The sequence below is a fragment of the Enterobacter sp. MGH 37 genome, from assembly GCF_000534515.1.
Lineage (GTDB): Bacteria > Pseudomonadota > Gammaproteobacteria > Enterobacterales > Enterobacteriaceae > Enterobacter > Enterobacter kobei.
This window is the reverse complement of the sequence record NZ_KI973205.1, coordinates 2269570-2282130: the sequence shown is the minus strand read 5'-3', so window position 1 is coordinate 2282130 and position 12561 is coordinate 2269570. Positions and strand designations below refer to the sequence as shown.

At 57.7% G+C, this 12561-nt stretch carries 11 protein-coding genes; 8 read left to right on the top strand and 3 right to left on the bottom strand.

All coding sequences use genetic code 11. From position 1 onward, the window contains the following. Positions 1-126: 126 nt before the first annotated feature. From bglX to L383_RS12935, 5 genes are all read left to right on the top strand, one after another. Positions 127-2424: a beta-glucosidase BglX gene (gene bglX, locus L383_RS12915; RefSeq protein ID WP_023330916.1), complete on the top strand. Its 2298-nt coding sequence runs from the start codon at positions 127-129 to the stop codon at positions 2422-2424. Positions 2425-2571: 147 nt separating this feature from the next. Then, on the top strand, positions 2572-3489 hold the full coding sequence (locus L383_RS12920; protein WP_014884549.1) for a glycine betaine ABC transporter substrate-binding protein OsmF: 918 nt from the start codon (positions 2572-2574) through the stop codon (positions 3487-3489). 12 nt (positions 3490-3501) lie between these two features. Further along, positions 3502-4659, top strand: a complete 1158-nt coding sequence (locus L383_RS12925; RefSeq protein ID WP_014884548.1) for an ABC transporter permease — start codon at positions 3502-3504, stop codon at positions 4657-4659. Then, positions 4652-5602: an ABC transporter ATP-binding protein gene (locus tag L383_RS12930; protein WP_023330915.1), complete on the top strand. Its 951-nt coding sequence runs from the start codon at positions 4652-4654 to the stop codon at positions 5600-5602. The genes L383_RS12925 and L383_RS12930 overlap by 8 nt, the downstream gene beginning before the upstream one ends. Continuing rightward, positions 5586-6323 carry an ABC transporter permease gene (locus L383_RS12935; RefSeq protein ID WP_023330914.1) on the top strand — a complete coding sequence of 246 codons (738 nt, stop codon included), beginning with the start codon at positions 5586-5588 and terminating at the stop codon, positions 6321-6323. Before L383_RS12930 ends, L383_RS12935 begins: the two co-directional genes overlap by 17 nt. Here L383_RS12935 and L383_RS25005 read toward each other — a convergent pair. Then, complete coding sequence (locus L383_RS25005) at positions 6298-6411, bottom strand: protein YohO (protein WP_010433613.1); 114 nt, start codon at positions 6409-6411, stop codon at positions 6298-6300. The two genes, L383_RS12935 and L383_RS25005, sit on opposite strands and share 26 nt — an antisense overlap. A gap of 69 nt (positions 6412-6480) precedes the next feature. Further along, positions 6481-7221 (bottom strand): HTH-type transcriptional regulator MlrA, encoded by a 741-nt coding sequence (gene mlrA, locus L383_RS12940; protein ID WP_014884545.1) that lies wholly within the window; start codon positions 7219-7221, stop codon positions 6481-6483. 217 nt (positions 7222-7438) lie between these two features. Between mlrA and L383_RS12945 the strand changes: the two genes are divergently transcribed. From L383_RS12945 to L383_RS12955, 3 genes are read left to right on the top strand one after another with little or no spacing between them, the layout of a single operon-like run. Beyond that, positions 7439-9124: a sensor histidine kinase gene (locus tag L383_RS12945; protein WP_014884544.1), complete on the top strand. Its 1686-nt coding sequence runs from the start codon at positions 7439-7441 to the stop codon at positions 9122-9124. Then, complete coding sequence (gene btsR / locus L383_RS12950; RefSeq protein ID WP_014884543.1) at positions 9118-9837, top strand: two-component system response regulator BtsR; 720 nt, start codon at positions 9118-9120, stop codon at positions 9835-9837. Before L383_RS12945 ends, btsR begins: the two co-directional genes overlap by 7 nt. Before the next feature lie 46 nt (positions 9838-9883). Then, a complete protein-coding gene (locus tag L383_RS12955) occupies positions 9884-10354 on the top strand; it encodes a YehS family protein (protein ID WP_014884542.1) in 471 nt (156 codons plus the stop codon). Between the two features lie 94 nt (positions 10355-10448). On the opposite strand, the gene metG is transcribed toward L383_RS12955, so the two are convergent. Beyond that, entirely contained in the window at positions 10449-12482 is a 2034-nt protein-coding gene (metG, locus tag L383_RS12960; protein ID WP_023330912.1) for a methionine--tRNA ligase, read from the bottom strand. Positions 12483-12561 lie beyond the last annotated feature (79 nt).

The following is a 12561-nucleotide window of genomic DNA, read 5'->3' as shown; positions in this document are numbered from 1 at the left end:
GCGGTCTACTATTCATGAGAAAAATCAGAGAATAACCCTGCAAGCAAAAGAGGGTTTATGGCACACTGCGCTTTTCGCCCGGACCGGTGGCCTTCTTCCGGCGGTTAATGATGAGAGAGTAACGACATGAGATGGATATGTTCTTTAGGTGTCGCCGTCAGCCTGGCGCTGCAGCCTGCGCTGGCAGATGAGTTGTTTGGCAATCACCCGCTTACGCCTGAAGCCCGGGACGCATTTGTCACGGAACTGCTTAAAAAGATGACGGTTGATGAGAAGATCGGCCAGCTGCGTCTGATAAGCGTCGGCCCGGATAACCCGAAAGAGGCCATCCGGGAGATGATCAAAGAAAGCCAGGTGGGCGCCATCTTTAACACCGTCACCCGCCAGGATATCCGCAAAATGCAGGATCAGGTAATGGCGCTTAGCCGCCTGAAGATCCCTCTCTTCTTCGCCTATGACGTGGTACACGGCCAGCGCACCGTCTTCCCTATCAGTCTCGGCCTGGCCTCCTCCTTTAACCTCGATGCGGTGAAAACCGTCGGTCGCGTGTCGGCTTATGAAGCGGCGGATGACGGCCTGAACATGACCTGGGCTCCGATGGTCGATGTCTCGCGCGATCCGCGCTGGGGCCGTGCATCGGAAGGCTTCGGTGAAGATACGTATTTAACCGCCACGATGGGCAAAACCATGGTGGAAGCGATGCAGGGCAAAAGCCCGGCAGACCGCTATTCGGTGATGACCAGCGTCAAACACTTCGCGGCCTATGGCGCAGTGGAGGGCGGTAAAGAGTACAACACTGTCGACATGAGCCCGCAGCGCCTGTTCAACGACTATATGCCGCCGTACAAGGCAGGGCTGGATGCAGGCAGCGGCGCGGTGATGGTGGCGCTTAACTCGCTGAACGGCACGCCGGCGACCTCCGATTCGTGGCTGCTGAAAGACGTGCTGCGTGACCAGTGGGGCTTTAAGGGCATCACCGTGTCTGACCACGGCGCGATTAAAGAGCTGATCAAACACGGCACTGCATCCGACCCGGAAGACGCCGTGCGCGTGGCGCTGAAGTCTGGCATTAACATGAGCATGAGCGATGAATACTACAGCAAATACCTGCCGGGGCTGGTGAAGAGCGGCAAGGTGACGATGGCGGAGCTGGACGATGCCACGCGCCACGTGCTGAACGTGAAATATGACATGGGGTTGTTTAACGATCCTTACAGCCACCTGGGGCCAAAGGATTCCGACCCGGCGGACACCAATGCTGAAAGCCGCCTGCACCGCAAAGAAGCGCGTGATGTGGCGCGCGAAAGCCTGGTGCTGCTGAAGAACCGCCTCGACACGCTGCCGCTGAAAAAGTCCGGCACCATTGCCGTGGTGGGCCCACTGGCTGACAGCAAACGCGACGTGATGGGCAGCTGGTCTGCGGCAGGCGTCGCCGATCAGTCCGTGACCGTGCTGACCGGTATCAAGAGCGCCGTCGGTGAAAACGCCAAAGTGGTGTACGCCAAAGGGGCAAACGTCACCAATGATAAAGACATCGTCACCTTCCTCAACCAGTACGAGGAAGCGGTGAAGGTCGATCCGCGCACGCCGAAAGAGATGATCGACGAAGCGGTAAACGCGGCTAAGCAGTCGGACGTTGTTGTCGCGGTCGTGGGCGAAGCGCAGGGGATGGCGCATGAAGCTTCCAGCCGTACCGATATCACTATTCCGCAGAGTCAGCGCGATCTGATTGCCGCCCTGAAAGCCACCGGCAAGCCGCTGGTGCTGGTGCTGATGAACGGTCGTCCGCTGGCGCTGGTGAAAGAAGACCAGCAGGCAGATGCCATTCTGGAAACCTGGTTCGCCGGTACCGAAGGCGGTAACGCTATCGCCGACGTGCTGTTTGGCGATTACAACCCGTCCGGCAAGCTGCCGATGTCCTTCCCGCGCTCCGTCGGGCAGATCCCGGTTTATTACAGCCACCTGAACACCGGTCGCCCGTACAACGCCGACAAGCCGAACAAGTACACGTCACGTTACTTCGATGAAGCCAACGGCCCGCTGTATCCGTTTGGTTATGGTCTGAGCTACACCACCTTCAAGGTCTCCGAGGTGAAAATGTCGGCCCCGACCCTGAAGCGTGATGGCAAAGTTACCGCCAGCGTCGAGGTGACCAACACCGGCAAGCGCGAAGGGGCAACGGTGATTCAGATGTACGTGCAGGATGTCACTGCGTCGATGAGTCGTCCCGTGAAGCAGCTGCGTGGTTTCGAAAAGGTTGACCTGAAACCGGGTAAAACCAAAACCATCAGCTTCCCGATTGACGTGGATGCGCTGAAGTTCTGGAACCAGCAGATGAAATATGATGCGGAACCCGGCAAATTTAACGTGTTTATCGGGGTGGACTCCGCTCGCGTGAATAAAGGCGAGTTCGAACTGCTGTAACCTTTCCTGCCTTTGCATCCCCCCGTCCTGCGGGGGATGCATCTTACCTTATGCTAAAAAGGCATTTTGACGGTTAATTCTGCCGTTTTAAGCTACGCTTTTCTCTCAAGCCTCTGAAAAAGGCAGCAAAAAAATGAGGATAGCGGAATGACGATTATTAAGGGGATGTTGGGATCGGCGGCATTACTGGCGGCGCTGAGTGTGCCGTTACAGGCGGCGGAGCCGGTAAAAGTGGGTTCCAAGATCGATACCGAAGGCGCGCTGCTCGGGAATATTATTTTGCAGGTGCTGGAAAGCCACGGTCTGAAAACCGTCAATAAAGTCCAGCTCGGCACCACGCCCGTGGTGCGCGGGGCGATTACCTCCGGCGAACTGGATATCTACCCGGAATACACCGGCAACGGGGCATTCTTCTTTAAAGATGAAAACGATCCGGCATGGAAAAACGCCAAAGCCGGGTATGAGAAAGTCAAAAAACTCGACGCGGAACAGAACAAACTTGTCTGGCTGACCCCGGCTCCGGCCAACAATACCTGGACCATCGCTGTGCGCAAAGATGTGGCGGAGAAAGGTAAGCTGACCTCACTGACGGATCTTAGCCGCTACCTGAAAGAGAAGGGTGATTTTAAGCTTGCGGCGTCCGCAGAGTTTATCGAGCGTCCTGACGCGCTGCCCGCGTTCGAAAAAGCCTACGGTTTCAAACTCGACCAGGCGCAGCTGCTCTCTCTGGCGGGCGGGGATACTGCGGTGACCATCAAAGCCGCAGCGCAGCAAACCTCGGGTGTTAATGCGGCCATGGCCTACGGTACCGATGGCCCGGTGGCGGCGCTCGGCCTGCAGACCCTGACCGATCCTAAAGGCGTTCAGCCGATTTACGCCCCGACCCCAGTTGTGCGTGAGGCGGTGCTGAAAGCCCATCCGGAGATTGCCGACTGGCTCAAGCCGGTCTTCGAAAAGCTGGATGAAAAAACGCTGCAGCAGCTGAATGCCAGCATTGCCGTCGAGGGACTGGATGCCAAAAAAGTGGCCGCCGACTTCCTGAAACAACAAGGGCTTGTGAAGTAACGGGAAAGGGCTGTGCCAATAAAATGTCATAACCGCGTACTGCTGCTGTTGGCCTGCACGGCCATCGCGGCGGTCGCGTTACCGTTTGTGAATGTCGCCCCTAACCGCCTGATGTCGGGGGAGGGAAAAGCGCTCTGGCAGGTCTGGTCGTTTACGCCGGGGTGGCTGGCGGCGTCGCTGGGCGCCTGGGTGATCCTGTCGCTCTGTCAGGGACGCCCGGCGCAGTGGCTGACGCTGCTCCTCTCCGAAGGGCTGTTTATTCTCCTGTTCTGGAGTGCCGGACTGGCGGCGACGCATATGGCGTCGGCGGAAAGTCCACTGGCGAGGACCTCTATAGGCAGCGGCCTCTGGCTGTGGCTGGCGCTCTGTTTGCTGGCCTGCAGCGATGCGATTCGTCGACTCATCTCCAGTGCCGTCTGGCGCTGGGTACTGAATGCGCAGATTTGGTGTATACCCTTGTTCCTGCTGTTCAGCGGGGAGCTGAACAATCTCTCGCTGTTAAAAGAGTACGCCAACCGCCAGGAGGTATTTGATGATGCCCTGGCGCAACACCTGACGATCCTCTTCGGCACGCTCCTTCCGGCGCTTCTGCTCGGGATTTCGCTGGGCATGTGGTGTTACCGCCATCCTTCCCGCCAGGGCAGCATTTTTGCCGTGCTCAACGTCATCCAGACGATTCCTTCCGTTGCGCTGTTTGGCCTGCTGATTGCCCCGCTGGCCGGGCTGGTGAAGTCGTTTCCGGTGCTGGGCGCGGCAGGCATCGCCGGAACGGGATTAACCCCGGCGCTTATCGCGCTGGTGCTCTATGCACTGTTGCCGCTGGTGCGCGGCGTGGTCGCGGGGTTAAGCCAGGTCGCGCCGGATGTGCTGGAAAGCGCCCATGCCATGGGGATGAGCGCGCGGCAGTGTTTCTGGAAGATACAGCTCCCGCTGGCGCTACCCCTGCTGCTGCGTAGCCTGCGGGTAGTTGCCGTTCAGACCGTGGGCATGGCGGTGATCGCCGCGCTGATTGGCGCGGGTGGCTTTGGTGCGCTGGTGTTCCAGGGGCTGCTGAGCAGTGCTCTCGATTTGGTGTTGCTGGGCGTGGTGCCCACGATTGCGCTGGCGGTGGTTGTCGACGCGCTGTTTGCCTTATGGCTCGCGCTGCTCAGGAGAAGCGCCAATGATTGAATTTCATGATGTCAGTAAAACCTTTGCGGGTCGCCCGGCGGCGAGCCATCTCAACCTGAACTTTGCCGAAGGCGCGTTTTCCGTGCTGATTGGTACGTCAGGGTCGGGAAAATCCACCACGCTGAAGATGATCAACCGTCTGGTCGAGCATGACAGTGGGCTGATCCGCTTTGCCGGGGAAGAGATCCGCAGTCTGCCGGTGCTGGAGTTGCGCCGTCGGATGGGCTATGCCATTCAGTCCATCGGACTGTTTCCCCACTGGACGGTGGCGCAAAACATTGCCACCGTGCTGCAGCTGGAGAAATGGTCGCGGGCTAAAACGGCTGACCGGGTGGAGGAACTGATGTCTCTGCTGGGGTTAGAGCCTGCCTTGCGCGACCGCTATCCGCACCAGCTTTCCGGTGGGCAGCAGCAGCGAGTGGGCGTGGCGCGCGCGCTGGCGGCCAATCCGCAGGTGTTGCTGATGGACGAACCCTTTGGTGCGCTGGATCCGGTGACGCGCGGGGCGCTGCAGACTGAAATGACCCGTATTCACCGCATTCTCGGAAGGACGATTGTCCTCGTGACGCACGATATTGATGAAGCTCTGCGTCTGGCTGACCATCTGGTCCTTATGGATCACGGCGAAGTGGTGCAGCAGGGCGCGCCGCTCGCGCTGCTGACCAGCCCGAAGAACGACTTTGTGCGTGAGTTTTTTGGCCGTAGCGAGCTGGGCGTCAGGTTGCTCTCCCTGCGAACGGTCAGTGACTATATGCGTCGACAGGATACGTCGCTCGCCGGTGAACCGCTACAGACGCAAATGACCCTGCGGGATGCCCTCTCCGCGTTTGTGGCGCGCCAGTGTGAAGTGCTACCCGTTTCGGATGCCCGGGGGGAACCGTGCGGAAGCTTACATTTTCGCGATCTGCTGGCCGGGGAGGTGACGCGTGAAGGCTCTGCGTGATCCGCTCCTCTGGCTGGTAGCGCTGTTTGTCGCCTTACTGTTTTTGATGCCTCACAGCGCGGTACTGTTCAGCGCACTTTTCCCTGGGCTGCCGCGCCCGGTGTACCAGCAGGAGAGCTTTATTAATCTCGCCGTGGCGCATCTCTGGCTGGTGGCGCTCTCCAGCACTGTCGCGATTGTGCTGGGCACCGGCGCGGGTATCGCGGTGACCCGGCCTGCCGGGCGGGAGTTTCGTCCCCTGGTGGAAACCATCGCGGCTATTGGACAGACGTTTCCGCCGGTGGCGGTGCTGGCCATTGCGGTGCCTGTCATGGGATTTGGTCAGCAGCCTGCGCTTATCGCGCTGATTTTATACGGGGTGTTGCCCATTCTGCAGGGCACGCTGGCGGGTATTGCGGCTGTCCCGGCATCGGTGTTAAGCGTGGCAGAAGGGATGGGGATGAGTCGCTGGCAGCGGCTGCGCAAGGTGGAACTGCCGCTTGCAGCACCGGTTATCATTGCCGGGATCCGCACGTCGGTGATTATTAACATCGGGACGGCGACCATTGCGTCTACGGTGGGGGCCAATACGCTGGGAACGCCGATCATTATCGGCTTAAGCGGGTTTAACACGGCTTATATTGTGCAGGGGGCGGTGCTGGTCGCGCTGGCGGCTATCGTCGTCGATCGCCTTTTTGAGCGGCTGGCGATGTACCTCAGCCGACACCGCCACGAACAATAAACGAGTACCCTGCCAGCATTACGCCGCCGATACCGCTTACGGCCATCAGGACAAAAAGGGTAATCACGGCCAGTTTGGTTGCCTTCATCATGTGCTCCTGTTGTTAACGGAACAATTATACGGTGAAGCGCGGCTGTTAATGAACCATTAAATGCCGTTATGGCTCATCCGGGCCAAGGGAATAAACCGGATACCCATTCTCACGCCATTCCGTCAGCAGCTGTTGCTGCGTGGCGGACGGCACTTCGCCACACCAGACCAGCAGAGTCTGGCCGTCGAAAAACTCAGGCTTAAGCTGCGCCAGCGAGTGCGCAAGGACATCCACGCGCCAGCCCTGTTGGGTGGCAATCCACGCTTCCAGCCACAGGCGGGTGGTGTCGTGCACGTTCCAGCCGACCACCAGCGCATCTTTTCCGGCCTTGTTCTTCGCCGAGGCGAGGCAGACGGCAATGTAGTTAATCAGCACACCGTCGAGCATGCTGAGCAGCGCCTGCAGGGTGGACTGCTGACATTGCAGGCGTCGACGGAGCGGAATGAAAAGATGGGCGATGAGCGTCTGTGCCGGATAATCGCGGCCCTGCTCTTTGATCCATGCGCGCAGGCGCTGCACATTACCCGCCTGCAGGAGCCGCAGCAGGGTTTCCTGCTGTTCGCGCCAGAGGTGCTGCGTGTCCGGGTCGTCGTGGCTCAGCAAGGACTTCACTTTACCGACCTGCACGCCGTTGTCTATCCAGCTTTTAATTTCGCGGATTCGGTCGATATCGGCATCGTTGAACAGGCGATGTCCGCCGTCCGTTCTCTGCGGTTTAAGCAATCCATACCGTCGCTGCCACGCCCGTAGGGTAACGGGATTGATATCACAAAGGAGTGCCACTTCACCTATCGTGTAAAGCGCCATATTTGCCCCCTGGCTTACGCGTTCCCAGCTTAACTGTAGACCCACTTTGCCGAACCAGGAAGGATTGATTGATTTTTGAACAAATAATGCGAAGGATGCGCGATGATCGGAAAAAGGTGTGATAACGGACACGATTTTGCGCTTTTTTGGGATGCTTCAAAGAAAGCAAACCTGCAACAGTGTATGTTACGCGTTTTTAGCGTGTGCGGTTTTGAGTATGTACGAGTTTAATCTGGTGCTGCTGTTGCTTCAGCAGATGTGCGTGTTTCTGGTCATCGCCTGGCTGATGAGCAAAACGCGTCTTTTTATCCCGCTGATGCAGGTCACCGTACGTCTGCCGCATAAGCTGCTCTGCTACGTCACCTTCTCTATTTTTTGCATAATGGGGACTTATTTTGGTCTTCATATCGAAGACTCTATCGCCAATACGCGCGCGATCGGCGCGGTGATGGGCGGGCTGCTTGGCGGCCCCGTCGTCGGTGGCCTTGTGGGGTTAACCGGCGGGCTGCATCGTTATTCCATGGGTGGGATGACGGCGCTCAGCTGTATGATCTCTACGATCGTGGAAGGGCTGCTTGGCGGCCTGGTACACAGCTACATGATCAAGCGTGGCCGCCCGGATAAAGTTTTTAGCCCGCTCACTGCCGGGGCGATCACCTTTGTGGCCGAAATGGCGCAGATGGCGATCATCCTGCTGATTGCCCGTCCCTTTGACGATGCGCTGCACCTGGTCAGCAGTATTGCGGCCCCGATGATGGTGACTAACACTGTCGGCGCGGCGCTGTTTATGCGCATTCTGCTTGATAAACGCGCCATGTTTGAGAAGTACACCTCGGCCTTTTCTGCCACGGCGTTGAAGGTTGCCGCCTCGACCGAAGGGATCCTGCGCCAGGGGTTCAACGAGGAGAACAGCATGAAGGTGGCGCAGGTGCTCTACAAAGAGCTCGATATCGGCGCGGTCGCCATCACCGATCGCGAAAAGCTGCTGGCGTTTACCGGCACCGGAGACGATCACCATCTGCCGGGCAAACCTATCTCCTCAACCTATACGCTGCGGGCCATTGAAACCGGCGAAGTAGTGTATGCCGATGGTAACGAAGTGCCTTATCGCTGCTCGCTGCATCCGCAGTGTAAGCTGGGCTCCACGCTCGTCATTCCGCTGCGCGGTGAAAATCAGCGGGTGATGGGCACCATCAAGCTGTATGAGGCGAAAAACCGCCTGTTCAGCTCCATCAACCGCACGCTGGGGGAGGGGATCGCTCAGCTGCTGTCAGCGCAAATCCTCGCCGGGCAGTATGAACGGCAGAAAGCTCTTTTAACGCAGTCTGAGATTAAGCTCCTGCATGCGCAGGTTAATCCGCATTTCCTGTTTAATGCCCTGAATACGCTTAAAGCGGTGATCCGCCGCGACAGCGATCAGGCCGCGCAGCTGGTGCAGTTTCTGTCGACCTTTTTCCGCAAGAACCTGAAACGTCCGTCAGAGATAGTGACCCTGTCCGATGAGATTGAGCACGTGAACGCCTATCTGCAGATTGAGCAGGCGCGTTTCCAGTCTCGCCTGCAGGTGTCGCTTTCCGTCCCGGATGACCTGGCGTATCAGCATCTTCCGGCCTTTACCCTGCAGCCTATCGTGGAAAATGCCATCAAACATGGAACTTCGCAGCTGCTCGGGATCGGAGAGATCACGATTGCTGCCAGCCGTTTTAACCATCATCTGGTGCTGGATATTGAAGATAATGCCGGGCTTTATCAGCCTTCCACGTCGGGCGGGCTAGGGATGAGCCTGGTGGATAAACGTCTGCGTGCCCACTTTGGCGACGACTGCGGTATTACCGTGGCCTGTGAGCCGGACCGATTTACCCGTATTACCGTTCGACTGCCGCTGGAGGAAAACGCATGTTAAGAGTGCTGATTGTGGATGATGAGCCGCTGGCACGGGAAAACCTGCGCGTTCTGCTGCAGGAGCAGCCAGATATTGAGGTTGTGGGAGAGTGTGCGAACGCCATTGAGGCCATTGGTGCCGTGCATAAGTTGCGCCCTGACGTGCTGTTCCTCGACATTCAAATGCCGCGTATCAGCGGGCTGGAGATGGTGGGTATGCTCGACCCGGCGCATCGTCCCTACATCGTGTTTCTGACGGCCTTCGACGAGTATGCCGTTAAGGCTTTTGAGGAGCACGCGTTTGATTATTTACTCAAGCCGATTGAAGAGAAGCGGCTGGAAAAGACCCTGAACAGGTTACGCCAGGAGCGAACCGTCCAGGATGTCACGCTGCTGCCAGAGAACCAGCAGCCGCTGAAATTTATCCCGTGCACCGGGCACAGCCGAATCTATCTTTTGCAGATGGATGATGTGGCCTTCGTGAGTAGCCGACTGAGCGGCGTGTTTGTCACCAGTGCAGAGGGAAATGAAGGATTTACCGAACTGACTCTGCGCACGCTGGAGAGCCGCACGCCGCTGATCCGCTGTCATCGCCAGTATCTGGTGAACATGGCGCATCTGAAAGAGATCCGCCTGGAAGACAACGGCCAGGCCGAGCTGGTCCTGCGCGCCGGGCAGACTGTTCCCGTCAGCCGCCGCTATCTGAAAAGTTTGAAAGAGGCGATTGGCCTGTAAAGCTGGTACACTGCGCGCCATTGCATCATCGACATTCGAAGGCTCTATGCTCAGTAACGATATTCTCCGTAGCCTGCGCTACACCCTGAAAGCAAACAACAACGACATGGTGCGCATTCTTGCCCTGTCCGACATGGAATCCACGTCTGCAGGCTTTGACACCTGGATGACCAAAGAGGATGAAGAGGGCTTCGTGCGCTGCCCCGACATCATTTTGTCGGGTTTCCTGAACGGTCTGATTTATGACAAGCGTGGCAAAGATGAGTCCGCCCCGGAGCTGGCGCTGGAGCGTCGCGTGAACAACAACACGGTACTGAAAAAGCTGCGCATCGCGTTCTCGCTGAAAACGGACGATATTGTGGCGATCATGACGGAGCAAAAATACCGCGTATCCGTGCCGGAAGTGACTGCCATGATGCGCGCGCCGGACCACAAAAACTACCGCGAGTGCGGCGATCAGTTTCTGCGTAATTTTCTGCGCGGGCTGACCCACCGGGTGCATCACCCTAAAGCGTAAAGGCGGCATGGGTGCGGCCTGATGCCCTCACCCCGACCCTCTCCCACAGGGAGAGGGAGAACAAAAAAGCCGGAGATAATCTCCGGCTTTTTTGTTATTTCACCTGCTGACCCGGCTTCGCGCCTTCGTCAGGGCTTAACAGGAAAATCTCTTTCCCGCCGGGGCCTGCGGCCATCACCATCCCCTCAGAGATGCCGAAGCGCATTTTACGCGGTGCCAGGTTCGCCACCATCACGGTCTGACGGCCAATCAGTACCTGTGGATCCGGATAGGCTGAACGGATGCCGGAGAAGACGTTGCGCTTCTCGCCGCCCAGATCCAGCGTCAGGCGCAGCAGCTTGTCAGAGCCTTCCACGAATTCCGCGTTTTCAATCAGCGCTACGCGCAGGTCAACTTTGGCGAAATCGTCAAAGGTGATGGTTTCCTGAATCGGATCGTCCGCCAGCGGGCCGGTCACCGGTGCTGTAGCGGCCTTCACCTCTTCTTTAGAGGCTTCGACCAGGGCTTCAACCTGCTTCATCTCAATGCGGTTATACAGCGCTTTGAAGGTGTTCACCTTGTGGCTGAGCAGCGGCTGCTGGATAGCATCCCAGGTCAGTTCGGTGTTCAGGAAGGCTTCAGCACGCGCGGCCAGCTGCGGCAGAACCGGTTTCAGCCAGGTCATCAGCACGCGGAACATGTTCAGACCCATGGTGCAGATCGCCTGCAGGTCGGCGTCGCGGCCTTCCTGTTTGGCAACCACCCATGGCGCCTGCTCGTCTACATAGCGGTTGGCAACATCTGCCAGCGCCATGATTTCACGAATGGCTTTACCGAATTCACGGCTTTCCCACGCTTCGCCAACCGCAGCGGCGGCGTCAGTGAAGGTTTTATACAGCTCAGGATCGGCCAGCTCTGCGGAGAGCACGCCGTCAAAGCGTTTGGCGATAAAGCCTGCGTTACGGGACGCCAGGTTCACCACCTTGTTGACGATGTCCGCGTTCACGCGCTGGACGAAATCTTCTAGGTTCAGGTCAATGTCGTCGATGCGAGAGGAGAGCTTCGCCGTGTAGTAGTAGCGCAGGCTATCCGCGTCGAAGTGGTTCAGCCAGGTGCTGGCTTTAATGAACGTCCCGCGAGATTTAGACATCTTCGCGCCGTTAACCGTCACGTAGCCGTGCACGAACAGGTTGGTCGGCTTGCGGAAGTTGCTGCCTTCCAGCATTGCCGGCCAGAACAGACTGTGGAAGTAAACGATGTCTTTACCGATGAAGTGATACAGCTCGGCAGTGGAATCTTTCTTCCAGTATTCGTCGAAGCTGACGGTGTCGCCACGCTTGTCGCACAGGTTCTTGAAGGAGCCCATGTAGCCGATGGGTGCGTCCAGCCAGACGTAGAAGTATTTGCCCGGTGCGTTCGGGATTTCGAAGCCGAAGTACGGCGCATCGCGGGAGATATCCCACTGTTGCAGACCGGATTCGAACCACTCCTGCATCTTGTTCGCCACCTGCTCCTGCAGCGCGCCGCTGCGGGTCCACGCCTGCAGCATTTCGCTGAAGGATGGCAGGTCAAAGAAGAAGTGCTCGGAATCACGCATCACAGGCGTAGCGCCGGACACCACGGATTTCGGCTCGATAAGCTCAGTCGGGCTGTAGGTTGCGCCACACACTTCGCAGTTATCGCCGTACTGATCCGGTGATTTGCATTTCGGGCAGGTGCCTTTGACGAAACGGTCCGGCAGGAACATGCCTTTTTCCGGATCGTACAGCTGAGAGATGGTGCGGTTTTTGATAAAACCGTTCTCTTTCAGACGCGTGTAGATTAGCTCCGACAGCTCACGGTTCTCGTCGCTGTGGGTGGAGTGATAGTTGTCATAGCTGATGTCAAAGCCAGCAAAATCGGTCTGATGCTCCTGACTCATTTCGGCAATCATCTGCTCCGGGGAGATACCCAGCTGCTGCGCTTTCAGCATGATCGGCGTGCCGTGAGCATCGTCTGCACAGATGAAGTTGACCTCGTGGCCGCGCATTCGCTGGTAACGGACCCAGACATCAGCCTGGATATGCTCCAGCATGTGGCCGAGGTGGATTGAGCCGTTGGCGTACGGCAGGGCGCACGTTACCAGAATTTTTTTCGCGACTTGAGTCATAGTAGGCATTACTTCTTTTAACTGTGAAAAGGGTTTTCGATATTACCAAAAGGGGCATTATTAAGTAAGCACAAACCGC